The 24328-nt window shown below is 62.6% G+C and carries 26 protein-coding genes; 23 read left to right on the forward strand and 3 right to left on the reverse strand.

The window, feature by feature from the left end:
* Positions 1-142: 142 nt before the first annotated feature.
* Positions 143-1237: a porin gene (locus M0D67_RS27420; protein WP_266240459.1), complete on the forward strand. Its 1095-nt coding sequence runs from the start codon at positions 143-145 to the stop codon at positions 1235-1237.
* Between the two features lie 52 nt (positions 1238-1289).
* Here M0D67_RS27420 and M0D67_RS27425 read toward each other — a convergent pair whose 3' ends face one another.
* Together M0D67_RS27425 and M0D67_RS27430 are read right to left on the reverse strand one after the other, a co-directional pair.
* Positions 1290-2354 (reverse strand): LysR family transcriptional regulator, encoded by a 1065-nt coding sequence (locus M0D67_RS27425; RefSeq protein WP_266240460.1) that lies wholly within the window; start codon positions 2352-2354, stop codon positions 1290-1292.
* A 5-nt stretch (positions 2355-2359) separates the two neighbouring features.
* On the reverse strand, positions 2360-3343 hold the full coding sequence (locus tag M0D67_RS27430; protein WP_266240461.1) for an AraC family transcriptional regulator: 984 nt from the start codon (positions 3341-3343) through the stop codon (positions 2360-2362).
* A gap of 2 nt (positions 3344-3345) precedes the next feature.
* Here M0D67_RS27430 and M0D67_RS27435 point away from each other — a divergent pair, with 2 nt between their 5' ends.
* The 22 genes from M0D67_RS27435 to M0D67_RS27540 all read left to right on the forward strand — a co-directional run bounded on the left by M0D67_RS27435 (position 3346) and on the right by M0D67_RS27540 (position 23162).
* Positions 3346-3501, forward strand: coding sequence for a hypothetical protein (locus M0D67_RS27435; protein WP_171928586.1), 156 nt, complete (start codon positions 3346-3348; stop codon positions 3499-3501).
* A gap of 57 nt (positions 3502-3558) precedes the next feature.
* Entirely contained in the window at positions 3559-4665 is a 1107-nt protein-coding gene (locus M0D67_RS27440; protein WP_266240462.1) for an NAD/NADP-dependent octopine/nopaline dehydrogenase family protein, read from the forward strand.
* Positions 4662-5717 (forward strand): 3-hydroxybutyryl-CoA dehydrogenase, encoded by a 1056-nt coding sequence (locus M0D67_RS27445; protein ID WP_266240463.1) that lies wholly within the window; start codon positions 4662-4664, stop codon positions 5715-5717. The genes M0D67_RS27440 and M0D67_RS27445 overlap by 4 nt, the downstream gene beginning before the upstream one ends.
* Positions 5718-5731: 14 nt before the next feature.
* Positions 5732-6697 (forward strand): LysR family transcriptional regulator, encoded by a 966-nt coding sequence (locus M0D67_RS27450; RefSeq protein WP_266240464.1) that lies wholly within the window; start codon positions 5732-5734, stop codon positions 6695-6697.
* Positions 6698-6880: 183 nt separating this feature from the next.
* The gene (locus tag M0D67_RS27455; protein ID WP_171928589.1) at positions 6881-7372 is read left to right on the forward strand and encodes a hydroxyquinol 1,2-dioxygenase; all 492 of its coding nucleotides are present in this window, start codon (positions 6881-6883) and stop codon (positions 7370-7372) included.
* A 37-nt stretch (positions 7373-7409) separates the two neighbouring features.
* Positions 7410-8405, forward strand: a complete 996-nt coding sequence (locus M0D67_RS27460; RefSeq protein ID WP_266240465.1) for a hydroxyquinol 1,2-dioxygenase — start codon at positions 7410-7412, stop codon at positions 8403-8405.
* A gap of 96 nt (positions 8406-8501) precedes the next feature.
* Positions 8502-9965 (forward strand): aldehyde dehydrogenase family protein, encoded by a 1464-nt coding sequence (locus M0D67_RS27465; RefSeq protein WP_266240466.1) that lies wholly within the window; start codon positions 8502-8504, stop codon positions 9963-9965.
* 6 nt (positions 9966-9971) lie between these two features.
* On the forward strand, positions 9972-11030 hold the full coding sequence (locus M0D67_RS27470; protein ID WP_266240467.1) for a maleylacetate reductase: 1059 nt from the start codon (positions 9972-9974) through the stop codon (positions 11028-11030).
* Between the two features lie 42 nt (positions 11031-11072).
* Positions 11073-12362 (forward strand): ABC transporter substrate-binding protein, encoded by a 1290-nt coding sequence (locus tag M0D67_RS27475; protein ID WP_266240468.1) that lies wholly within the window; start codon positions 11073-11075, stop codon positions 12360-12362.
* A gap of 20 nt (positions 12363-12382) precedes the next feature.
* Complete coding sequence (locus M0D67_RS27480) at positions 12383-13105, forward strand: ABC transporter ATP-binding protein (RefSeq protein WP_266240469.1); 723 nt, start codon at positions 12383-12385, stop codon at positions 13103-13105.
* Between the two features lie 2 nt (positions 13106-13107).
* Complete coding sequence (locus M0D67_RS27485) at positions 13108-13818, forward strand: ABC transporter ATP-binding protein (RefSeq protein WP_266240470.1); 711 nt, start codon at positions 13108-13110, stop codon at positions 13816-13818.
* A complete protein-coding gene (locus M0D67_RS27490; RefSeq protein WP_266240471.1) occupies positions 13815-14681 on the forward strand; it encodes a branched-chain amino acid ABC transporter permease in 867 nt (288 codons plus the stop codon). The genes M0D67_RS27485 and M0D67_RS27490 overlap by 4 nt, the downstream gene beginning before the upstream one ends.
* Positions 14682-14690: 9 nt before the next feature.
* Positions 14691-15797, forward strand: coding sequence for a branched-chain amino acid ABC transporter permease (locus M0D67_RS27495; protein ID WP_266240472.1), 1107 nt, complete (start codon positions 14691-14693; stop codon positions 15795-15797).
* Positions 15798-15805: 8 nt separating this feature from the next.
* Entirely contained in the window at positions 15806-16669 is an 864-nt protein-coding gene (locus tag M0D67_RS27500) for an intradiol ring-cleavage dioxygenase (RefSeq protein WP_266240473.1), read from the forward strand.
* Between the two features lie 12 nt (positions 16670-16681).
* Positions 16682-17035, forward strand: a complete 354-nt coding sequence (locus M0D67_RS27505; RefSeq protein ID WP_266240474.1) for a Rieske 2Fe-2S domain-containing protein — start codon at positions 16682-16684, stop codon at positions 17033-17035.
* An 11-nt stretch (positions 17036-17046) separates the two neighbouring features.
* Positions 17047-18168: a porin gene (locus tag M0D67_RS27510; RefSeq protein ID WP_266240475.1), complete on the forward strand. Its 1122-nt coding sequence runs from the start codon at positions 17047-17049 to the stop codon at positions 18166-18168.
* Between the two features lie 198 nt (positions 18169-18366).
* On the forward strand, positions 18367-19281 hold the full coding sequence (locus tag M0D67_RS27515) for a dioxygenase (protein ID WP_266240476.1): 915 nt from the start codon (positions 18367-18369) through the stop codon (positions 19279-19281).
* Between the two features lie 14 nt (positions 19282-19295).
* Positions 19296-20045 (forward strand): SDR family NAD(P)-dependent oxidoreductase, encoded by a 750-nt coding sequence (locus tag M0D67_RS27520; protein WP_266240477.1) that lies wholly within the window; start codon positions 19296-19298, stop codon positions 20043-20045.
* Between the two features lie 17 nt (positions 20046-20062).
* Positions 20063-20944, forward strand: coding sequence for a 3-keto-5-aminohexanoate cleavage protein (locus M0D67_RS27525; RefSeq protein ID WP_266240478.1), 882 nt, complete (start codon positions 20063-20065; stop codon positions 20942-20944).
* Between the two features lie 65 nt (positions 20945-21009).
* Positions 21010-21987 (forward strand): zinc-binding alcohol dehydrogenase family protein, encoded by a 978-nt coding sequence (locus M0D67_RS27530; protein ID WP_266240479.1) that lies wholly within the window; start codon positions 21010-21012, stop codon positions 21985-21987.
* Positions 21984-22337 carry a cupin domain-containing protein gene (locus M0D67_RS27535; protein ID WP_266240480.1) on the forward strand — a complete coding sequence of 118 codons (354 nt, stop codon included), beginning with the start codon at positions 21984-21986 and terminating at the stop codon, positions 22335-22337. Before M0D67_RS27530 ends, M0D67_RS27535 begins: the two co-directional genes overlap by 4 nt.
* A gap of 57 nt (positions 22338-22394) precedes the next feature.
* Complete coding sequence (locus M0D67_RS27540; RefSeq protein WP_266240481.1) at positions 22395-23162, forward strand: AraC family transcriptional regulator; 768 nt, start codon at positions 22395-22397, stop codon at positions 23160-23162.
* Between the two features lie 29 nt (positions 23163-23191).
* Here the strand turns inward: M0D67_RS27540 and M0D67_RS27545 are convergent, their stop codons facing one another.
* Positions 23192-24280 (reverse strand): LacI family DNA-binding transcriptional regulator, encoded by a 1089-nt coding sequence (locus tag M0D67_RS27545; RefSeq protein WP_266240482.1) that lies wholly within the window; start codon positions 24278-24280, stop codon positions 23192-23194.
* Between the last annotated feature and the right edge of the window lie 48 nt (positions 24281-24328).

A 24328-nucleotide genomic window follows, 5' to 3' on the forward strand; every position in this document is an offset into this window, starting at 1 on the left:
CGACGCTCGAAATTGGTGTTCCTAGACTCGCCTCGTTTTCCGCTCCATCAAACGAAAGGCTTTGGGGAAGGCGGAAAACACGAGCGTCGCGACGGCAAATCCGCGCGGCAGATAGAACCAGACTTTCGCCGGGACTAAAGGAATGACCAAACGGATGTGGTGCGTGTCGCTGCTGAGCCTCGCAGCGGCACCCGCGCTTGCGCAATCGAGCGTGACTTTGTACGGACGGATCGACACGTCGATCGAATACGCGAATTTCGGTCCTAACCACGTGGTGAGGATGGGAAGCGGCGATATCTCCGCGACGCAATTCGGCTTGAAGGGCAGTGAAGATCTCGGCGGCGGCTATCGCGCGATCTTCAAGCTCGAAAACGGCTTCAACTCGGCCAACGGCACGCTCGGCAACAACGGCGCGCTGTTCGGACGCGAAGCGTGGGTCGGGCTGGCGGGTCCGTTTGGCGCGATGCAGGCCGGCGTCAATTACACGGTGCTGCATACGTCATTCGTGACCTACAGCTTGCCGGGAGACGGCGCCGGTCTTGCATGGGGCAATGCGGCGAATAACTTCGTCGGGCCGGCCTTTTTGCGCGTGAATAACTCGATACGCTATTCCTCGCCCCGTATGGGCGGCGTGCTGGTGCGGGCTATCGCCGCGCGCGGAGCGAATGGTGCGTCGAACGTTCCTTCGACGCTGGGCGATACCTACGGCGCGTCGGTTAACTATGTGAACGGCAGTCTGTCGGTCGACGCCGACTACATGCTGCAGACCTTCAGTCCGGCGAGCGCGGCGGCACTGAACGTGAGCAGTCGGACGGCTGCCGGCAATTACGCCCTTGGGGCCATCTCGTACGATTTCGGCTTCGTCAAACCGGCTTTCATCTATCTACGGCATCGCGGCGGGCCGGACGTCGCGACGAGCGTGAACGCCGCCAGTTCGAATCCGCACAACGATCTGTTCGAACTCGACGCCACCGTGCCGGTGGGCCGTTCGCTGGTGTTGCTGAGCTACGGCCATTACCGGAAAGTGGCTGACAGCGAAGGCAATGCAGATTCGTTCGGCGTGCGCTGCGACTATCCGCTTTCGAAGCGCACCGTGCTCTATACGGGCGCTGCGATGATCCGCAACGGCGCACACGCGAACTTCACGGTCAACGGCGCGGCGGGTGGCGGCGTGTCGGTAGCGAAGGCTGGTGCGACCGCAAGCTCGGTGGTGGCCGGCATCATGACGGCCTTCTAGGCGGCTGATCAAGCTGACCCGCTGGTGAATCGGCGGGTCGCTCCTGACGCGTTCAGGCGCTACGTACGCCTTCCGGATTGAGATCGAGCGGCGCGCTGAGCCAACTGTCGAAAGGCTCGCGGGCGCCGATCCGGAACAGCTCCATGAGCACACCGCGCAGCCACCGGTGGCCGGGATCGGCATCGAAACGGCGATGCCAGTACGCGTTCACGGGCCACGTGAGCGCATCTTCGAGTTCGAACACGGCCGATTCACCGAGCGTGGAGAACGCGCGCGCAACGGTGCGCGGCAGAATCAGCGCGTAATCGCAGCGGCTCAGGATGGCCGGCACCACCATGAAGTTCGGCACCGCAATCCGCACGCGCGAGGTGAGCCCATAGCGTTCGAGCAGTTCGACCGATTGCGGGTGTGAAGTGACCGCGATGAAGTGCAGTCCCGCGGGCACGTTTGCATTCAGCGTATAGCCTTCCCGCAGTTCGAACTGCTCCGCCACGCGCCGCGCCATCAGCAGCACATAACGCTCCTGCAGCAGTTCGCTATGGTGAAAGTGGCTCGACGCATGCGGGAAATGCCCGAGCGCAAAGTCGATGCGGCCCGATTCGAGCGCCACGTTGAACTGGCTGTCGTCGATCTGATGGGTTTCGATCACCACCCCGGGCGCTCGCGTATCGAGTTCGCGCATCAGCGTCGGCAGAAACGCGGCTTCGGCGAAGTCGCTCATATGCAGGCGGAACACGCGGCGCGACGTGGCCGCGCGGAACTGTGCGCCTTCATCGAGCATGTCTTGGAGAATCTCCAGCACGCGATCGATGGAAATCGCGAGGCGCTGCGCGCGCGGCGTCGCTTCGACACCGCCGGGCGTACGCACGAACAGCGCGTCGCGAAACACGAGCCGCAGGCGGGCAAGCGCGTGACTCACGGAAGGCTGCGTGATCCCCAGCCGCAACGCCGCGCGGCCGACGTTTTTCTCGATGTACACCGCGTGAAATGCCTTCAGCAGGTTCAGGTCGAGGTCCCGCACGCGCGGGGCCCCTGCGGCCTCTGTGAAGGCCAACGGGTCATGTTCGTGCGGATCGGAAGCGGTGGAATCGGCGGAATTGGCGGGATCGGTCTGCATGGGAGTCAGTTGCGCACCATGCGCTTCGCGGTGGCCGATGGCAGGCAGCCGAAACGCCGCGCGTACGCCTTGGCGAAATGCCCAAAGCTGTGCACGCCGTGCTCGACAAAAATATCGGTCACCGAGCGTTCAGACTGCGTTTGTAGTGCGCGGTGCACGGCCTCGAGCCGCCGTTCGCGGATATAGCCACCGGGGGACGTATTGAGGAACTGGCTGAAACCGTTCTGTAGTGTGCGCGTTGAAACACCGGCGGCGCGCGCCAAGGCGTCCATCCGCAGCGGCTCGTCGAGGTGGGCGTCGATATAGTCGCGCGCGCGACGCACGTGGACCGGCAGTGGCGACGAGGAGGCGCGGGCCAGCGTCGCGCTGTACGAATGCGGCAACTGGCTGAGCAGAACGGTCATCAGCCACTGCGTGAGATCGCGGCCGAAGATCCGTTCCTGCGCGGGCTCGTCGAACTGGTCGCACAGATTGCACAGGTAGCGCAGGGTCGACAAAAAAACCGTGGTGCCCGTATGTGCATTGTCGAAAGCGAGATCGAACACGAGCGGTTGTTTGACGCTGTCGTTCAACATCTCGGCAAGCTTGACCTCGAGCGCCTGCCGGTCGATCCGCAAGAGCAGGTTGCGGCATTCGCGGTCCGTGACGATGCGGCTCATACGTGCGGGCGATGACACGCTCAGGCTCCCGGCCCGCAGCGAAACGCGTTCGCCACCCGATTCCAGCGCGCATTGGCCGCTGAGTGTGGTGCGAAACAGGTAGTGATTGCCGATGTCGCCAGCATCGATGTGGGTTTCGCTGCCGTAGTGGAGTTCGAGGAGCATCGCCTGATGGAGTGCGACGCCGTATAGCTCGGCGTTGAGCGGGCCACGGTGCGGGACTTCCATCCGGTGCGGACAGAGCACCTGTGACACTTCCCGCTCGATATCCTCGCGGGCGTGCGATGCGATCAGACGGTTACGGTTTCTGCGTGAAATCGCGATTTCCATTCATGGGCCTCGAAGCGGGGAGCGGGCAGCGCGCTCATCATGCGATGGCCATTTTTTTCGCGCAAGAACGGATCGACCCGGATAGCAAGATTGTTCATCAGGCGCGCGACGGCGCGCTCATTGAGTTGCCGGATTTGAATGCGGCTTGCGCGCTGTGAAGCGTCTTTGTGCCGGCGACCCCGTAGTCTGACGATCATCGAACAAGGAGAAGTGTGATGAATGTCAGCGTACTGGGCGGGGGCCATGGCTGCTACGCGGCCGTGATCGACATGCTGGAAAAAGGACATAACGTGACGTGGTGGCGCCGCGATACGGTCGCCGCGGCGCGGCTGCGCGAACTCGGCGCGCTCAAGGTCAAGGACTTTCGCGGCGAGCGGCGGGTGCCGATCGGCGCGCAGCCGGGCGCGATCCGTCTCGTCGACGACCTCGCGGAAGCAGTGGAGGGCGCACGGCTCATCGTGATCCCGCTGCCTTCAACAACGCACGAAGCGCTGGCGGCTCAACTGGCACCAGTTCTCGCGGATCATCAGGTGGTGTTCCTGCCGCCCGGCACGTTCGGTAGCTATGTGTTCGCGAAGGCAATGCACGAGGCGGGCAACGCACACGAGGTGGCCTTCGCGGAGACCGGCACGTTGCCGTACCTTGCACGCAAACATGGCGAAGACAATGTGGTGGTGAGCGCGTACGCCACGCGCCTGCCGAGCGGCGTCTTTCCCGCACGGTTTGCGACGTGGGCGGTTCCGGTGCTGCGGGCGGCTTATCCGTCGGTCGAACCGATCGAGGACGCGTTGAGCGGCGCCCTGATGAACGCGGGACCGGTGATCCACCCGCCATTGATCATGATGAACGCCGGACCGCTCGAGCACTTCGATGCTTGGGACATTCACAACGAAGGCACGCAACCGTCGATCCGCCGCGTAACGAATGTGCTCGACGCCGAGCGTATGGCGGTACGCGAGGCGCTCGGCTACGGCGCGCCGCATTTTCCGCTCGCCGACCACTACGCGAGCGAGGGCGACGAGTGGATGTATGGCCGCGGCGCGCACGGCAAGTTGACCGATAGCGGCGACTGGCGCGAGGACATCGATCTGAAGACGCACCGCTATATGCTCGAAGATACGCGGCTCGGTTTGTCGTTTCTGGTTTCGGCGGGACGCTGGGCCGGGGTGCCGACGCCCGTCGCCGAAGGTCTGTTGAATCTGGCGAGCGCGGTGTCGGAGCGCGATCTGTACGGCGAAGGCCGCACGCTCGAGCGGCTGGGCCTTGCGTCGCTTTCGCGCGAGGCGATGACGGCCTTGCTCGAACGGGGTTTCGGCCAATGAGCACGGCCGTCGAGATCCAGCACGTTCATATCCTCGGTGCGGGGCGGATGGGGCAAGGCATCGCGCTTGCCTTCGCTTATGCGGGCTTGCGCGTGACGCTGATCGACTTCAAGGACCGCGACCCGGCAGCCCGTAGCGCCTTTGCGGCTGCCGCGCGTGGCGAGATCGTGCGGCAGTTGCAGACGCAGGTGGTGTTCGGCCGCATCAGCGAGGCGCAGGCCGCGGAGACGATGGCGCGCATCGTTATCGTGGATCGTGAGCGCGCGCGGGAAGGGCTTGCCGAAGGCGAGATCGTCTTCGAGGCCGTGCCGGAAGTAATGGAGGCCAAGCAGGTCGCGTTCGCCTGGCTATGTGAGCACGCTGGGGCAAACGTGTTGTTTGCATCGACCACGTCGACGTTTCTTGTGACCGAACTTCAGCTGGTGGTCGTGCATCCAGGGCGGCTTCTCAACGCGCACTGGCTCAACCCGGCTCACCTGATGCCGCTCGTCGAGGTCAGTCGTAGCGATGCCACGGCGAAAGAGACCGTTGAGCGCGTGGTCGCGTTGCTGCGCCGGGTCGGCAAGGTGCCGGTGGTGTGCGCGCCGTCGGCGGGATACATCGTGCCGCGCATCCAGGCGCTGGCGATGAACGAGGCCGCGCGCATGGTCGAGGAGGGCGTTGCCAGCGCGGAAGACATCGATACGGCGATCCGTACCGGTTTCGGTCTGCGGTTTTCCGTGCTGGGTCTGCTCGAATTTATCGACTGGGGCGGCTGCGACATTCTCTACTATGCGTCGCACTATCTGGCGAGGGCGATCGATCCACGCTTTCTGCCCGCCGCGATCGTCAGCGATCACATGCGTGAAGGCCGCGATGGTCTGCGCGATGCGCGTGGCTTCTACGATTACGCGGATGTCGACGTGCCGGCGTATCTGCACAAACGGCTCGGTGAATTCAGCAGCTTGCTCGACAGCATGGGGCTTGCGCCGGTGTTTAATGCCGTTTCCGCGTCCAGTGTGCCGAAGCAGACTACACTTGCCGTAAGCAAGGAGGACTACGGGCCACGGTGACCGGAGGAGACAAGATGGACCTGTTCATGTCGATGGAAGCGTTCGTGCGGGCGGCGGAAGCGCAAAGCTTTGCCGGTGCCGCGCGCCAACTGGGTGTCGCCAAATCGGTGGTGACCTCGCGCGTCAAGCAGCTCGAAGACCATTTCGGCGTGCCGCTCTTTCATCGTTCGACGCGGGCGGTGCGCCTGTCGGAACTCGGCGAAACGTACTACCGCGAGTGCGCCGAACTGGTCAACAAGGTCCACGATCTGTCCGGACGCTCGCGCGGCGATCCGCAGGCGCTCGCCGGCACGCTCAATATCCACGTTCTGCCGGGCTTCGCGCTTGGCCATTTTTCGCAAACACTGATCGAATTCCGCGCCGCTTACCCACGCGTCGAGTTCGTCGTGACCGTCAACGACCGGGTGATCGATCCGGTGCAGGAAGGCTTCGACCTGGCTTTGCAGATCTATCCGCCGGCCTCCAACCTGCTGGTGGAGCGGCGTCTCTTTCCCGTGCGAGGCGTGCTGTGCGCGGCGCCCGGTTATCTGAAGGAAGAGCCGATGATCGAAACGCCGCTCGACCTGTTGCGGCACGATTTCGCCCGTTACTCGTACTATCCATGGGGCGACAAGTGGCCGCTGATGCGAGGCAACGAGTGCTTCGAAATCGCGCTGAATCCGGTGCTCAAAACCAATAGCGTGCACCTGCTGCTCGAGTTCGCGCGGGCCGGTGCGGGCGTCGTCTATCTGCCGACGATGGTCGCCGCGGCCGATCTGCTCGAACGGCGCCTTGAACGCGTGCTGCCGGAGTACGCTGCACCGCCGCTGTGGCTGTCGGCGGTCTATCCCGCCTCGCACCGCTCGACCACCAAGGTCAAGGCTTTCGTCGACTTCCTGCGCGCCCGCTATCTGCGCGAACCGCAGTGGGACAAGGCGCTCGGCATTTCACCGCCGGACGACGAGACCAAAAGCGTCGGCGAGGAGCTGGCCGAAGACTGAAAACCACCGGCGAACCCCCCGAGAACCGCCCGGGTTCTCCACCAGGTAGTTTCCCTGGCGCGATTTTGAAGCACCCATGGTTCGCGTTTCCCGACCCTCAGAACATTGCTGTTGCGCCTGCCGCCACTTAATCTTCGATCCATGCAACGCATTCGCGGATTCGTAGATCAACTGGAGGCAGACATGCAAGAGACCTGGTTCGGTAGCCTGGACAATTTCCGCAAAGGCTCCATCGAAATCATCAATGGCAAACCGGAGCACTACGCGATGTCGAACGTGTTCGAGGTCGCGAGCCGCGCCGCGCCCTACGAGAAAGTCGTCGTCGGCAAGAATCTCAAGTACGTGATCGAGACGCTGCGTGCGGAAGGTTCGTCGCCGTGGTTTGCTGCGTCGCACGATGAATTCGCGGTCGTGCTCGACGGCGAAATCGACATCTATTTCATCAAACCGTCGGACGGCCCGCTGGTCGACGCGCAGACCGAAGGCAGCGTGCGGCTCGAAGGCCAACCGTCGGGCCAGTCGATGGGTTACGTCCGGCTGCGTCGCGGCCATCAGGCGCTGCTGCCTGCGGGCGCCGCGTATCGCTTCGAAGCGAGGACGAAGGGCGTGCTGCTCGTGCAGACGATCCTCGGGCGCTATTCGGTCGAGAAGTGGGCCGACATCTGCATCCACTGATTCCCTCTACCCGATCGATCCTCTCCTGGAGCCCATCATGGACAAAACCAACACCCTGCAAAACGTCACCGCAAGCGAGGCCGACGCGGTGAGCGGTTATCGCACGTTCCGCCTCGGTGATTTCGAATTCAGCCGCGACGCTTATTTCGCCACCGTCAAATGGCCCGCGAAAGGCCAGATCCGCTCACACCAGATGCACGCCGACGACTTCCTGCGCGCCATGATGCGCGACGTGGCTTGGGGCTTCTTCTACGGCTGGGTCAACTTCGACGAAGTGATCGGCACGCGCAATCACTACGGCAAGGTCGACATGTATGCCGGTGCGTACAACGCAAGTTTCAAGGAAGCGGGCGTCGATCATATGCAGCAGTTCGACACGCCGCTCATCATGGCCACCTTCAAGGCGATTCTGCGGGACTGGGTCAACGAAGGCTTCGATCCGTTCGCCGCGCCCGAAGAAACCGGCTCCGCGTTCGGCACGAAACATGGCGACAACATCGCCGCGATCGAGCGCACGCGGATCGCTACGAAGCGCATGCCGGGTCTCGAAGGCGATTCGCCGTTGCGCGACGACTTGCCGGTCAATCGCCAGTTCGCCGATGTGGTCCAGGACGAACCTGAGATTCATGCGGAGCCAGGATTCGAGAGCGCGTTGCATGCGTTCAGCCTCTTCAAGTACCTGTCGCGCTCTGACGTGACGTGGAATCCGTCGGTCACGTCGGTCTGCCAGCAGAGCCTGTTCTGTCCGACCACCGAGGAATTCGTGCTGCCGGTGTTTCATGGCAACGACCGCGTCGAATGGTTCCTGCAACTGTCCGACCAGATCATCTGGGACGTCGCCGATAAAGACAGCGGCGAGCCGCGCGCACGCATCACGATGAACGCAGGCGATATCGCCGCGATGCCGGCCGACATCCGCCACAAGGGCTACTCGCAGAAGCGTTCGATGCTGCTGGTGTGGGAGAACGCCACGCCCGATCTGCCGAAGCGCTACGAAAGCGGTGAACTGCCGCCGTATCCGATCCAGATCTAACTCTCAGGCATTCCCTCCGATCGTTGATCGAACGGCGCCAGACCGCTGGCGCCGCGGGGAATGTCACGTCCAAAGTTTTACTTGCGCGGGATTGACATGCAAACGCAACTCTTCATCGGCGGCCGCTTCGTGCCGGCTGCAAACGGCGAAACGCTCGCCTCCCTTAATCCGCACGACAACTCGGTGATTGCTGAAGTCGCGATGGCCGGACCCGCCGATGTCGATCGCGCCGTGGCGGCGGCGAAGGCGGCGTTTCCGAAGTGGAGCAATCTCGCCGCGATGGAGCGGGGGCGTTTGCTGCTCAAACTCGCCGATGCGATCGAAGCGAACGCCGATGTGCTGGCGCGCCTCGAATCGCTCGATACCGGGCACCCGATTCGCGACACACGCAATCTCGATGTGCCGCGCACGGCGGCTACGTTCCGCTATTTCGGCGGCATGGCCGACAAGTTCGAAGGCTCGGTGATTCCGGTCGAGCAGGGCTTTCTGAACTACATGACGCGCGAGCCGGTCGGCATCGTCGGGCAGGTGGTGCCGTGGAACTTTCCGCTGATGTTCACGAGCTGGAAGATGGCGCCGGCGCTTGCCGCGGGCAACTGCGTGATCATGAAGCCCGCTGAACTCACGCCGCTGTCGAGTCTCGCGATCGCAGAACTGATGGCCGAGGTTGGACTTCCGGACGGTGTCGTCAATATCTTGCCGGGCCTGGGTCATGTGGCGGGTCAGTACATCGCCGAGCATCCGGAGATCAGCAAGGTCGCCTTCACCGGTTCGACAGCGATCGGCCGCAAGATCGTGCAGGCGTCGAGCGGCAATCTGAAGAAGGTGCAGCTCGAACTCGGCGGCAAAGGCGCGAACATCGTGTTCGGCGACGCGAATATCGACGCGGTTGTGCAAGGCTCCGCGTTCGCGATCTTCCACAACCAGGGGCAAGCGTGTATCGCCGGTTCACGGATGATCGTCCATGAATCGATCGCTGACGAAGTGCTGGAGAAGTTCGCCGCATTGAGCCGCACGATCCGGATCGGCAATCCGCTCGATCCACTGACCGAAATGGGCCCGCTGACCTCGCGTCAGCATCGCGACCGCGTGTTGTCGTTCGTCGACGTCGCACGGGAACAGGGTGGCCGCGTGCTGGCGGGCGGCAAGGCGCCGGACGATGCCGCGCTCGCGAATGGCTGCTATGTCGAGCCGACCATCGTCGAAGCGAAGCCGGAGCATCGGGTCTCGCAGGAAGAAGTGTTCGGTCCGTTCATGACGGTCACGACATTCCGCACGGACGAAGAAGCACTCGCGATCGCGAACGGCACCGAGTACGGTCTCGGTGCGGGTCTCTGGACACGCGATCTGCAACGCGCGCACCTGGTGGCCCGCGAGATTCGCGCCGGCATGGTGTGGATCAATTGCTACAAGCGCGTGAGCCCCGCGTCACCGTTCGGCGGTGTCGGCGCGAGCGGCTATGGACGCGAGATGGGTTTTGAAGCGATGCGCGAATACACGCAGCCCAAGTCGGTCTGGGTCAACGTGGATGCGCAGATTCCGCCTTACTACCCGCGCTGAACCGCCATGGAATCGTTCGTCTATAACGGCCTGGCCTCACGCGTGATCTTCGGTGCGGGCAGTCTCGACCAGCTCGATCGCGAGATCGCCTTGCTCGGCGCCACGCGCGCGATGGTGCTGTCCACGCCGCAGCAGCGTGCTCAGGCCGAAGCGTTGGCGGCAAGTCTTGGCTCGCGGGCGGCGGGCGTCTACGCCGAAGCCGTGATGCACGTGCCGATCGAAACCGCTCGCGCGGCCCGCGACTTTGCCATGCAGGTCGGCGCCGATTGCGCGATCGCGATAGGCGGCGGATCGACGACCGGACTCGGCAAGGCGATCGCGCTCGAAACCTCGCTGCCGATCATCGCGATTCCGACCACTTATGCAGGCTCCGAAATGACGCCGATTTACGGCCTCACCGAAGCCGGTGTCAAAAAGACCGGTCGCGATCTGCGCGTGCTGCCGAAGACGGTGATCTACGACCCGTCGTTGACCACGTCGCTGCCGCCCGCGATATCGCTGACGAGCGGCATCAACGCAATCGCTCACGCGGCCGAAGGGCTCTACGCGCAGGACACGAATCCGATCATCGAGCTGATGGCGGAAGAGGGGATCCGTGCGCTCGGCCACGGTCTGCCCCGGGTGATGCTGAAACCGGACGATCTCGCTGCACGTGGTGATTGCCTCTACGGTGCATGGCTGTGCGGCGCGGTGCTCGGCAGCGTCGGCATGGCGCTGCATCACAAGCTATGCCATACGCTCGGCGGCACGTTCAATCTGCCGCACGCGGAAACGCACACGATCGTGCTGCCGCACGTGCTCGCCTATAACCGCGAGGCCGCACCGGGGGCGATGAAGCGTATGGCACACGCGCTGCACGCCGACGACGCCGCGCAAGGCGTATTCGACCTCGCACGCGATAACGGCGCGCCTACCGCGCTGAAAGACATCGGTTTAAGTGCAACCGATCTCGACGTCGCGCTCGATCTCGCGCTGAAGAATCCGTACTGGAATCCGCGGCCAGTCGAACGAACGCCGCTACGCGCGTTGCTGGAAGCTGCGTTCGAAGGCAGACGGCCGGATTAGCACGAACGCCCCCCACTCATACAAAAAATTCAGGAGACAACCATGGACGCATATTCCTTCGATGCGAAGCGCCGCCGCTTCGTCACACTCGCCGCAGGCGGCGCGCTCGCCGCGTCAACGTCGGCGTTCTCGCCGCTCGTCTTCGCTGGCGGCCCGCGCACGCTGAAAATCGGCTACGTATCGCCACAAACCGGCCCGCTCGCGCCGTTCGGTGAAGCCGACCGTTTCACGATCCAGCAGATGCAGACGGCGCTGAAAAGCGGCATCGTGATCGGCGGAAAAACCTATCCGGTGTCGATTGTCGTCAAGGACAGCCAGTCGAACCCCAATCGCGCCGGCGAAGTCGCCAACGATCTGATCCTGAAGGACAAGGTCGACATCATGCTCGTCTCCGGTACGCCCGAGACCGCTAATCCGGTCAGCGATGCGTGCGAGCTGAACGAAATGCCTTGCGTGTCGACGGTGGTGCCATGGCAGCCGTGGTTCTTCGGCAGAAAGGGCGATCCGAAGAAAGGCTTCCGCTTCACCTATCACTTCTTCTGGGGACTCGAGGACGTGATCGCCGTGTTCACCGGCATGTGGCAGTCGGTGCAGACCAATCACAGCGTCGGCGGCCTGTTTCCGAACGATGGCGACGGCAACGCCTGGGGTGACGCGAAACTCGGCTTCCCGCCCGTGCTCGCACAAAAGGGCTTCACGCTGAAGGACCCGGGGCGCTTCCAGAGCATGACGCAGGACTTCTCCGCGCAGATTTCGTCGTTCAAGCAGGCGAATGCGCAGATCGTCACCGGCGTCGTGATTCCGCCCGACGCGAAGAACTTTCTCGTGCAGGCGCGTCAGCAAGGTCTGAAGCCCAAAGTCATTTCTATCGGCAAGGCACTGCTGTTTCCCACTTCGATCGAAGCGCTCGGCGATCTCGGCGATGGCCTCTCCACCGAAGTGTGGTGGTCGCCTTCGCATCCGTTCAAGTCGTCGTTGACGGGACAAAGCGCGCGGCAAGTCGCGGACGACTACGAGCGCATCACGTCGAAGCAATGGACGCAACCGATCGGCTTTGCGCATGCGCTGTTCGAAATCGCCGTCGATGCGTTAAAGCGCGCGAAAGATGTTGACTCGAATGAAGCGATCCGCGACGCAGTGGCAACGACGAAGCTCGATACGCTGGTCGGTCATGTCGCGTGGGGCAGCGGGCCGGTGAAGAACGTCGCAAAGACGCCGCTGGTAGGCGGCCAATGGGTGAAGGGACAGAAGCATCGCTTCGATCTCGCCATCGTCAACAACCAGCTCGCGCCGAACGTGCCGCTGTCCGGCCCGCTCAAGCTGATCGCGTGACTTTATAGCGGGGAGCGGTGATGAACCCAGTTCTCAGATTAACCGGTGTGTCGAAGCGTTATGGCGCGCTGCAGGTGACCGATGACATCAGCTTCGCGGTCGAACGCGGCGAGACGTACGGCATTCTCGGCCCGAACGGCGCCGGCAAGACCACGTTGTTCAACCTTGTCAGCGGCGACGTGCGGCCCGATCAGGGCAGAGTCGAATTCGACGGTGCGGATGTGAACCACTTGCCGCCGCATCGCCGGTGCGCGGCGGGGATCGGCCGCTCGTATCAGGTGCCGCGGCCGTTCGGCGGCATAACGGTATTCGAGAACCTGCTGGTCGGCGCGACGTTCGGCGGCGAACTGGCCGAGCATGCCGCCTACGACGTCTGCATGGATGTACTCGAACGCACGGGTCTCAAAGCGCGTGCCAACCAGTTGGCCGGCACGCTGGGGCTGTTGGATCGCAAGCGCCTCGAACTGGCCCGCGCATTGGCCACGCAACCGCAGTTGTTGCTGCTGGATGAAATTGCAGGCGGCCTGACCGAACCCGAAACGCACGAACTCGTCGACGAGATTCGCCGCGTGAAAGAGGCGGGCGTGACGATCGTGTGGATCGAACACGTCGTGCATGCATTGCTCGCGGTGGCCGACCGGCTGCTCGTCATCAACTTCGGCAAACGGCTCGCCGAAGGCCTGCCCGGCGCCGTGATGGACGACCCCGAAGTGCGGCGGGTGTACCTCGGACTGGAGGCATGACCATGTCGGCATTACTGGAGACTCGCGCGCTGAGCGCGTTTTACGGCGACTTCCAGGCGCTGTTCGGCATCGATGTAACGGTGGCGCAAGGCGAGGTGATTGCGCTGATCGGCTCGAACGGCGCGGGCAAGTCGACCTTTTTGAAATCGGTGGCGGGCCTGCTGCGCCCCCGTTCCGCCGGGCAGATCCTGTATCGCGGCGAGCCGGTCGGCAGTGCGGCTGCGGCGAGCATTGTCGGCAAGGGCATCGCGCTGGTGCCGGAAGGGCGACGTCTGTTTGCGAGCTTGAGCGTCGAAGAAAACCTGCTGCTCGGCGCATTTTCCAAACGGCCCGGCCGCTGGAACCTGCAAAGCGTCTACTCGCTGTTTCCGGCATTGCGGGAGCGTCGTCACCATGCGGGCACTGCCTTGTCGGGTGGTCAGCAGCAGATGGTCGCAATCGGCCGTGCGCTGATGAGCAATCCCGATCTGCTGATGTGCGACGAACTTTCGCTCGGCCTCGCGCCGGTTATCGTGCGCGAGATCTATGCGGCTTTGCCTGCGATTGTCGCCGGTGGCATGAGTGCGATCGTCGTCGAACAGGACGTGCAACTGGCGCGCCGCGTGTCGTCGCGTTTCTATTGCTTCCAGGAAGGGCGTGTGTCGCTGGCGGGTGTATCGGCCGAGGTGTCGGACGAGGCGATCACGCAGGCATATTTTGGAGCGGTCGCATGAACACGTTCATCAATATCGTCGTACAGGGTGTGCTGCTCGGCGCGCTGTATGGGCTCTTCGCGATGGGTCAATCGCTGGTATTCGGCGTGATGCGGCTCACCAACACCGCGCACGGCGATTTCATCGTGCTGTTGGTGTTCGTGCTCTTCGCCCTGACGAACTACGCGCATCTGCCGCTCGCCGTGTCGCTGGTTCTGCTGCTCGTGATTGCGTTTAGCGCGGGTTACGCGGTGCAGTACACGATCCTCAACCGGGTAAGCAGCCGCGATCCGCTGCCTTCGCTGATTGTCACGTTCGGATTGTCGATCGTGATCCAGAATGTGTTGCAACAGGTGTTCTCCGCCGATCCGCGTTCGATCGCGACGGGCAGCTTCGAGTCGAAGAGCCTCACGCTCGCGGGCGGCATCACGCTGGGCTATCTGCCGCTCGTCACTTTGGTCGTCACCACCGCTTTGGCTTTTGCCATGCAGTGGCTGTTCGGCCGCACGCCGCTTGGCCGCGCGTTTCGCGCCACCTCGGATGATCGCGAGATCGTGCAACTGATGGGCGTCTCCTATCGCCGCACCTATGCGCTCGCAATGGGTATCGCGTTCGTGCTGATTGCGGTCGCTGCCGCGCTGTATTCGATGCGCACCGCGGTGTCGCCGACCGATGGCCCGGCGTTGCTGCTCTACGCGTTCGAAGCAGTGATCATCGGCGGGATGGGCTCGTTCTGGGGCACCTTCGTCGGCGGCATGGCGCTCGGTATTGCGCAGCAGGTGGGTTTTTACTTCGATCCCGGCTGGGGTATCTGGCTCGGCCACGTGGTGTTTCTCGGCGTGCTGGTGGCCCGGCCGCAGGGTTTGCTGCCCAAAACCGCATAGAGGCTCGACATGACGATGCATATGAACCGGCCCGCAGGGGGCTTCGAAGTGCGGCGCGCGACGCGTGCGAGCCGCGTGGCGATGATCGTGCTGCTGATCGTCGCGCTGGCGGTGGCGAGCGCGCCATGGTGGGCCGGGCGCGATGCGATGCGCGACTTCGTCCAGCTCGCGTCGTATCTGGTGTTCGCGTTGATGTGGAATCTGCTGGCGGGCTACGGCGGGATGGTGTCGATCGGGCAGCAGGCGTTCTTCGGCATCGGCGGCTATGGGATGCTGATTCTCGCCAACTACTGCGGGATCTCGCCGTTCGTTGCTGTGCCGATCGCGGCGGCAATCGCAACGGTCATCGCAATTCCGGTATCGATGGTGGCGTTCCGGCTGGAAGGCGGTTACTTCGCAATCGGCACGTGGGTGATCGCCGAAGTGTTCCGGCTGACGGTGGCGAACGTGTCGGTGCTCGGCGGCGGTTCGGGCACCAGTCTCACCGCGCTGCAGGACGTGCCGCGTGCGCTGCGCGAATCGCTGACGCTATGGCTCGCGCTCGCTATCGTCGCGGCGGCGATCGGCCTGCTGTACCTGTTCCTGCGTTCCAAAGCCGGCCTTGCATTGACCGCGATGCGCGATAACGCGGTGGCAGCCAGCAGTCAGGGTGTCGACGTGAAGCGTGCGCGGTTGCTCGTCTATCTGGTATCCGCGTGCGGTACGGCGTTGGCCGGTGGCCTGTATTTCGTCGGCAACCTGCGTATCTCGCCGGACGCGGCGTTCTCGGTGAACTGGACCGCGTTCGGTATTTTCATCGTGATGATCGGCGGCCTGGGCACGCTTGAAGGACCGATTGTAGGCGCGCTGATTTTCTTCGTGCTTAACCAGTTTTTGTCCGACTTCGGCACCTGGTATCTGATCGGGCTCGGCGCGCTGGCGGTCGTCGTGACGATGTTCTTTCCGCAAGGACTGTGGGGCTTCGTATCGCGCCGCTACGGACTGCAATTGTTCCCCGTGGGACGCCGCGTCGTGTTCGTCGACGCGGGCGCTTCACAGCAAGATTCACAGCAAGCTTCGCCGCACGATGCATCGACCGATTCCGTCGAGACGCCGTCGGCTCCCCATCGCGCATGAGGTCGACAATGAACGACGAAACTATCCATCCTTTGACGCAGAACGTGCTCAGGACGTTTGCCGACTGCACCGATCCGCGACTCAAGCAGATCATGACCGCGCTGGTCAAGCATCTGCATGCGTTTGCCAGCGAGGTTGAACTGACCGGCGAGGAGTGGCGTCGCGGCATTGAATTCCTGACTGCGACCGGCGACAAGTGCAGCGGCATTCGCCAGGAGTTCATCCTGCTGTCGGACACGCTCGGCCTGTCGATCATGGTCGACGCGATCAATCACGAACGCACCGGCGACACGACCGAGAGCAGCCTGCTCGGCCCGTTCTATCGCGAGGGTGCCAGGGATGAGGTCTTTGGCGCCAACATCGCGCGCACCGAAGGCGAGCCGACGCTGATTCACGGCCGTCTCGTCGACGAACGTGGCACACCGGTGTCCGGCGCATTGATCGAGGTGTGGGAAACGGCCAATAACGGCATGTACGAAGGCCAGGACCCCGATCAGCCCGAGAGCAATCTGCGCGGCAAATTCCGTTCTGGACCGAACGGCGAATACGCATTCAGAACCATCAAGCCAACCAGCTATCCGATTCCGACCGATGGCCCCGTCGGACAGATGCTGCTCGCGACCGGACGTCATCCGATGCGGCCTGCTCATATTCACTTCCTGATCGAGGCGCCCGGCTACGAGACGCTCACCACCGCGCTGTATTCCGCTGGTGACCCATATGTCGACTCCGACGCGGTATTCGGCGCGAAGCCGTCGCTCGTAATCGACTACGTGTCGAACGACAGCGTGGCGGCCGCGAAGGAATGGGACTTGCCGAGCCCATTCTTCGAAGTCCAGCGCGACTTCGTGATGAGTCGGCGACTCGCGTGAGGAGGGCACGTCATGAATGCGGCGAGTCCCGAAGCTCAAGCGGGCTTTCTGTGCGCGCTCGACGATATTCCGGACGGCGGCGCGCTGGAAATTGCCGCTGAGCAAGCCGGTGCACCAGGCATCGTCGTGGTGCGCCGAGGCGACGACGCCTGGGCCTATCGCAACGTCTGCCCGCACTTTTCGATTCCGCTGAACTACGAGCCGAACACGTTCTGGGCCTACGACGCCGAACTGCTGATGTGCGCACATCACAGCGCGATGTTCCGTTTCGAAGATGGTCAGTGCATTGACGGTCCGTGTCAGGGGGCGGCGCTTACACGTGTTGCCATTCGTATTGAGCGGCGAAACATATTCAACAACGACTGAAGGAGACACTGATGAAAAAGACGAAGTCGAAGCGCTTTTCGATAGCAGGCTGCACGGTCGCGTTGATGGCGCCGGGTTTCGCAGGCGCGCAAAGCAGTGTGACGCTGCAAGGCGTGATCGATGCGGGCGTCACTTATGTGAACAACCAGCATGGCGGCGCCGCGACGCTGTTCGACAGCGGCGTGCTGTCGCCGGATTTGCTGACCTTCAAAGGTAGCGAGGACCTGGGGGGCGGCAATAAGGCGATCTTCGAACTCACGTCGCAGTTCGATCTGGGCAGCGGCGCGACGATTCCCGGCGCAGGGCAGCTTTTCAACCGCACAGCACTAGTCGGACTCACCAACGACCGCTTCGGCTCGCTGACCTTCGGCAATCAGTATGACTTCATGTTCGAGACGCTAACGCTCGGACTGTATGACGGTGCGTTCCTGTTCGGCGGTATCTACGATTTTCGCCAGGGGCCGTTTACTGCGTTGGGCGTACCGAACAATCCGACCGGCTCGTTCGACTTTGACCGGATGGCCGGCGCAACGCGCGTGGCGAACTCGGTCAAGTATCGCAGCCCGGATATCTCGGGCTTCACTTTCGGCGCGCTCTACGGATTCGGCGGCGTGCCCGGCTCGTTCTCCTCGGACTCGACGATGAGTTTCGGCGCGAACTATGCGAACGGTCCACTGGGCGTGGGGGCGGCGTACATCGAAGTGAAGTATCCGCAACTGGGCAACGGTCACGACGGTATCCGCAATTTCGGCGTGGGTGCGCACTATAACTTCGGCAGTGTGCTAGCCATGCTGCTGTACACGAACACGAAAAATACCGCGAGCGGCGCGAAGATCGATGTCTACAAGGGCGGCGCGTCGTGGACGATCTCAGGGGCATGGACCCTCGGTCTCGACTATGCGTATATGAAAGGCAACGACGTGCTGCTGGACAACAAGGCGCAGCAGATCACCACGGCGCTGCAATACAACTTTTCGAAGCGCACCACTGGTTACGTCGAAGCGATTTATCAACGCGCGGGCGGCGATGCGGCAGTGACGCGAGCGTGGATCAACGGCTTGTTGCAGCCGGACGGCGCGGCGAGCAACCGGTCGCAGACGCTTGCGCGGATTGGCTTGCGCACGAGCTTCTGAGAGCGTTCGGCTAAAGACGGGACGCTAACTGGCTGCGGCGCAGTCGCAGCCATTCAATCGCAATCGGTTGCGTAGTTCGCAAATTCCTACATCCCCCTGTCTACACGCGTACTCAGGGTTAACTATGGCATCTTTAAGCTTTGACATCGGCATTTTTGCAATTTACTATGCAAACGATTGCACTGATGGAGATGCCCTGTGGAAAATTCGAACCATCTGAAGAACATCGTCGACGACGCCGTTTCGATAACCGCGGTTGTCAAGGCGGCAATGAGCCAGACCGACAATCCTCGGCTCAAGGAACTGCTCGACGCGCTAGTGGACCACGGCCACGCGTTCCTTAAGCAGGTGAAGCTGACCGATGAGGAATTCGAGAAGGGTCTTGATTTCGTGAGGGCGGTCGGCCTGGCTTGCAACGACAAGCACAACGAGGTCGTTCTGCTCGCCGACGTGCTGGGTCTCTCAACCCTGGTTACGTTGCTGAACAATTCGGACGCAAGCGGTCGCACGCCGGGCGCCTTGTTGGGACCGTTCTACCGGGGTGACTCGCCGCAGTATGCGAATGGTGAATGCATCGCATGCGAGAACTCACCCGGCTCCCCGCTCTTCGTGAACGGACGCGTGCTCAACACCAAAGGCGAGCCCGTTGCCAACGCCAAGGTCGACGTCTGGCAGGCCTCGCCAGTCGGTTTGTACGAAAACCAGGACTCGAGCCAGCCCGACAAGAACCTGCGCGGTCACTTCTACACCGACAGCGAAGGGCGGTTTACCTGCAAGAGCGTGCGTCCTGCCGGCTACCCTGTGCCCACCGACGGGCCGGTAGGCGTGCTGCTTGAAAGGCAGAATCGCCACCCATTCCGGCCGGCGCATCTGCATTTCGTCATCATCGCGGAAGGCTACGCGACCCTGGTTTCGCAGGTGTTCGCCGACGACTCGGAGCACCTGAATTCCGACGTCGTGTTCGGTGTCAATCGCCGTCTCGTGGGCACGTTCCGGCGCCACGATTCCGGCACGGGTCCGAGGCAGGACGTAGACAGGCTGTACTACACGCTCGACTACGACTTCGTTCTTGCCGAAGGAACGCCGACCTATCCCACGCCCCCCATCAAGTAAAGAGGAGGTCTCACGTGTCCAACACACTTTCAGGGAAGGTCGCGGTTATTTTGGGCGGAACCGGAGGTATCGGCGCTGCTGCGGCCCGCCGTCTTGGGCAAGCTGGCGCCCGCGTCGTTGTCGTCGGTCAGCATGACCTGACCAAAGCTCAGCGCGTGGCCGACGATCTGCCGGGCGAGGGCCACACCGCGGCGCTCGCGTCCATTACCGCGAGCGGGACTCTGAACGCGCTGGCCGGGCTGGTGCGTGACCGGTATGGTCGCGCGGATATCCTCGTGAACACGGCGGGCTTCACCCAGCCCGTCAAGCATTCCGACCTGAATGCGCTTACCGACGAATTGATCGATGAGATTCTGAAGGTCAACTGGCGCGGGCAATTTGCCGCCATCCGCGCTTTCCGCGAACTGCTCGATGCGTCGGGGGACGGCCTGGTCGTCAATGTTTCATCGATTTCCGGCACGACGGGTGTCGGCAGCAACATCGCCTACTGCGCGGCCAAAGCCGGGCTTGACGTGATGGCCGCCTCGCTTGGCCGTGCACTTGCACCTCGCATTCGTGTCCTGAACGTGTCCCCGGGGGTGGTCAATACGTCGTTCGTTCCCGGCCGTGGCGATGATTTCAACGACAAGGTTGCGGCCACCACGCCGCTAGGCCGCATCGGGACGCCGGACGATATTGCAGCGGCCATCGAGGCCTGCGCCACTCATCTGAAATTCAGCACTGGGGTGACCATCGTCGTGGACGGTGGCCGTCGTCTGAACTAGTTGCAGCGAGGCCTGATATGCATTCCCGCAAGACCATCATCACCTGCGCTGTAACAGGCAATATCACCAAACCGGAGCAACATCCGGGACTGCCGATCACACCCGCGCAGATCGCGACCGCCTCGCTCGAGGCCGCACGCGCCGGCGCGGCAGCCGTTCACATCCACGTGCGTGATCCCGAGACGGGGCGGCCCTCGATGGATGTGGCGCTTTACCGGGAAGTCATCGAGCGCATCCGCGCGGTGAACGTCGATCTCATCATCAATCTGACCACGGGTCCGGGCGGCCGCTTTATTCCGAGCGACGACGATCCCAGAGTTGCGGCGCCTGGCACCACCTTGCTGCCGCCGGAGAGGCGCGTCGAGCATATTCTCGAGCTCAAGCCGGACATTTGCAGTCTCGACCTGAACACGATGAACTCCGGCGGCGACGTTGTCATCAATACACCTAAGAATGTCACGCGCATGGCCCACGTCATCCGGGAGGCGGGCGTCAAGCCGGAGCTGGAGATTTTCGACTCAGGTGACTTGCACCTGGCGTTGGACCTGATCAAGGAGGGCGTTCTTGACGGTCCGGGGCTGTGGACCCTGGTGATGGGCGTCAAATACGGATTCTCGGCCAGTCCGGAAACGCTTCTCTACGCGCGTAACCTGCTACCCCGTCAGGCCACCTGGTCGGCCTTCGGTGTCGGTCGTTCCGAATTCCCGATCGTCGCCCAGTCATGGTTGGCGGGCGGCCATGTCCGGGTCGGCCTGGAAGACAACATTTACATTGCCAAGGGTGTGCTCGCTTACAGCAATGCGGAGCTGGTCGCGCGTGCGCGCGACATCGTGCACTCGCTGGGCGGCGAACTGGCGACCAGTCAGGAGGCTCGCGAGCTTCTGGGGCTGAACCGATGAGCGCGCTTCAGGACGCGTCGGTATTCGGCTCGACCCGCCATCTTGACCTTTTAGGAAAATAAAAAATGAAAACAGTTCGTGTATTGGAAAAGAGCGCCGATATCGACTCGCTCGATCTGCACATTGGAGCGCAAGATCCGCCGGACGTCGAGTTTGCCGAGTGTCTCGTGCGCGTGGTGAGTGCCGCGGTGAATCCGAGCGACGTGAAGGCTGTGCTGGGCTTCATGCCGCATGCGGTGTGGCCGCGCACGCCGGGTCGGGATTACGCCGGCATTGTTGTCGAGGGGCCGCAGGAGATGCTCGGCAAGGAAGTGTGGGGTAGCGGCGGCGAGCTGGGTATCCGGCGCGACGGCACGCATGCCGGCTATCTCGCCGTGCCCGTGGACAGCGTGCGTGCCAAACCGGCCAATCTGACCATGGAGGAGGCGGGCGCGATCGGCGTCCCCTTCGTTACCGCCTTCGAAGGACTGCAACGGGCGGGTGGCGTGGAACAAGGCGACGTCGTCCTCGTGCTGGGTGCAAACGGGAAGGTGGGGCAGGCAGCGATACAACTTGCGACCCAGGCAGGGGCCAAGGTGCTGGGTGTCGAGCGCACGAATGCACCGTACATCGGCCATGCGAACGCCGACGTCACCATGATCGACGCCTCGTCGCAAAACCTCGACGAGGTGGTTCGAGAATTGACAGACGGCCATGGCGCTGACATCGTCTACAACACGGTTGGCAGTCCATACTTCGAAAAGGCCAACAAGGCCATGGCGGTGCGCGGGAAGCAGATTTTCATCTCTACTGTCGAACGTCCGGTGCCATTTGACATCTTTACGTTCTATCGGGGGCAGCACACCTATGTCGGCATCGATACGCTCGCGCTCGACAGCACGGAAGGTGCGCTCATTCTCGATGCGTTGTTGCCGGATTTCGAGCGTGGCACGTTAAAACCGTTTCCCATCGTTGAGGATTTTGTCTTCGATCTCTCCGACGCGGCGCTCGCGTATCAGGCCGTTTTCCGCGGCGCGGCTAACCGGGTCCTGCTCAAGCCATGAACGTAACCCGCTTCGAAGATGCGCCGGAATATTTTCCGCCCAATCACTTTTCGATGCGGTGCGTCCGGCTTCAAGGCCATGAAGCCGGACCGGCGGAGTCGCTGTGGCTAGGCATTTCGGCGATCGAGCCGGGCGGCTACACCACCTCGGATGCGTCGCCCGTTGAAAAACATTATGTGGTGCTGGAAGGCGAAGTCATTGTCCTGACCGATGAAGGCGAGGTTATTCTCGCGGCCTTCGATTCGTGCCGCATTGCGCCGGGCGAACGGCGAGCATTGCACAATCGGTCCCGCCGCCCGGCGAAGATTCTGCTGGCGATGCCGTTTCTGCGGCCTGAGCACTGCGGATGAGGCGACGGCAGTGCTAACCACCCGCGTGCTTTCCATGGCGATCTGCAAAAGCTGCACATGACATATTCCGCCTGTGTGGTGACGGATGTGCGGCTTGGCGCGCGTGATCAGCGGCATGCCCAATCCGCCGCGGTCGGCTGCTTTCTCTATGTGCGGCGAGGCGGCGTGTGGATAACGGCTGAACGGCGCGCGTACTGTGTGACAGAGGGCAACGGCGTCTGGCTTCCGCCGGCCGTCGCACATAGCGTCTGTGCGGTGTACGGAGCCGATATTTGCGCGCTTCGAATCGATGCCGGGCTAAGCGCCGATTTCGTACCGGCGGCGCGCGTTCTGAACTGCTCTGACGTATTGATCGCGATTTTCGCGGCCACGCAACGATCGACTATCGAACGCTCATTTGCAGCGGTCGTGGCTCTGTTAGCCGACGAACTGCGTGCGGTGCCTGAAATCGCCGGGCATTTTGCTGTCCGCATGCCGTCATCGGGAAGCCGCGTCGCGGCGCTATGCGAGGCGCTGCTCATCCATCCAACCAGGGATATGGCGATTGCGGACGCGGCAAGCCGGGCGAAAGTCAGCAGCCGTACGTTGAGCCGGATTTTTACCCAAGAACTGGGCGCCAGTGTCGGCCAATGGCGCCGGGAGGTGCAGGTAGGGGCGGCGATGTGTGCACTTGTTCACGGGATTTCCGTAGCGGAGACGGCCCGTGTTCTTGGGTTCACGTCGAGCGCGTTTTCGACGCTCTTTAAATCACGGATCGGTAACGCACCGCGCGAATGGCTCGCGCGTCAGCGCACCAGACCGCCTGAACGAAGCGCTTCAGGTTGATGCTTGGCGCTTCTGTGCTCATTCGGCACTCACTCAGCAGAAGCAGGCGCGGTTTTCGGCGTTCTCGCTCGCAGCGGCGTGTTGCGTGGCATGGCGGTCGAGCCGCGCACCATCAGTTCGGGGGGGAGCGTAATGCGGTGCGGAGCCGCGCCAGGTGTCGCGATCATCCCGAGCAGCAGTCTCGCGGCCTGCCTGCCCATTTCCCGGTGCTGGATACGCAGCGTGGTTAATGGCGGATGGAGCATGTCGAGAAGCGGCATGTCGTTGTGACCGATGAGCGAAATATCTTTCGGGCAAATCAGACGTTGTTCTGCGAAAACGTCATAGCACCCCAGCGCGATCAGGTCATTTGCGGCAATGATCGCCGTTACGCCTTTGTGCTCCTTCAGCAACTGGTCGCAGGCCACCTGGCCCGCTTCGCGCGTGAATTCGGCGGCCTCGAGGATAACCGTCCCAGTCAGGCGATGCTGCTGCGTCGCCATCTGGAAGCCCTGGATTCGCGAGAGCCCGGTTGCGAGGCGCTCAGGACCGGCGAGATGCGCAATCCGCTTGTGCCCTAGCTCCACCAGGTGATCGACCGCAAGCTTCATGGAGAGGAAGTCGTCGTTGATCACTTCCGGCACCTGTCCGCCTTCCTCCGCGCGATTCACCAGCACGACGGGTATGCCGTCGAGAATGCAACGCCGTACTAACGGGTCGTGACGGGCAGCGGTTGCGAGAACGAGGCCGTCGACCTGGCGCTCGAGCATCTGCTCAAGCATGCGTTCCTGGTCTTTCAACGTGCCAACGGTATTGGCGATCAGGACGCCATAGCCAACGGCCGCGAGTTCTTCTTCGATGCCACAGACAATTGGCGGGAATACCGGATTCTCGATATCGGGCAAGCACACCCCGATCACCCTTGACTGCCCCCCACGAAGCGCGGACGCGAGCTTGTTCTGACGGTAACCGAGCGATTTCGCGGACGCCAACACTCTGCGGACGACTTCGTCCCCAATCAGGTGACGGGTTGCAGGATTGAGGGCGCGCGAAACCGTCGACGCGTTGACAGACGCATGCAGCGCGACTTCGCGAATGGTGACGCGGATCGGTGCCCGGGATTCTGATGTTTTGGCCATGGAAGTCATTGTATAGGTGCAAAGGGTTGCTCTCAATGTTGCAAGTAC

The sequence above is a fragment of the Paraburkholderia sp. SECH4 genome (genome assembly GCF_030511745.1).
GTDB classification, from domain to species: Bacteria; Pseudomonadota; Gammaproteobacteria; order Burkholderiales; family Burkholderiaceae; genus Paraburkholderia; species Paraburkholderia madseniana.